This window comes from Caballeronia terrestris, assembly GCF_001544515.1.
In the GTDB taxonomy this organism is placed as follows: domain Bacteria; phylum Pseudomonadota; class Gammaproteobacteria; order Burkholderiales; family Burkholderiaceae; genus Caballeronia; species Caballeronia terrestris.
The window spans coordinates 1-560 of the sequence record NZ_FCOL02000619.1; the positions used below are offsets into that span (position 1 = coordinate 1).

The 560-nt window shown below is 62.3% G+C and carries 1 protein-coding gene; it reads right to left on the minus strand.

Annotation, left to right across the window (positions count from 1 at the left end; all coding sequences use genetic code 11):
• Positions 1-560 (minus strand): acetoacetyl-CoA reductase (phbB, locus tag AWB67_RS39245; protein WP_087660951.1); only part of this gene is annotated, 560 nt, incomplete at both ends.

Sequence of the window (560 nt, forward strand, 5' to 3'; positions counted from 1 at the left end):
CCGCCGTTCAGCGAGAAGTCCGCACCGGTCGAGAAGCCCGACTCGTCCGATGCCAGCCACGCCACGATCGAACCGATTTCTTCGGGACGGCCGAGGCGGCGCACCGGAATCGTCGCAACGATCTTCTCGAGCACTTCCGGACGGATCGCCTTCACCATGTCCGTGCCGATGTAGCCCGGCGACACGGTGTTCACCGTCACGCCCTTGGTCGCCACTTCCTGCGCAAGCGACATCGTGAAGCCGTGGATGCCGGCCTTCGCGGTCGAATAGTTCGTCTGGCCGAACTGCCCTTTCTGGCCGTTCACCGACGAAATATTGATGATCCGCCCGAAGCCGCGCTCGACCATCCCGTCGACCACCTGCTTCGTCACGTTGAAGAGGCTCGTCAGGTTGGTGTCGATGACGGCCGTCCAGTCTTCGTGCGTCATCTTGCGGAACACGACGTCGCGCGTGATGCCGGCGTTGTTCACGAGAATATCGACTTCGCCGACTTCGGCCTTGACCTTGTCGAACGCGTTCTTGGTCGACTCCCAGTCGCCGACGTTGCCTTCCGACGCGAT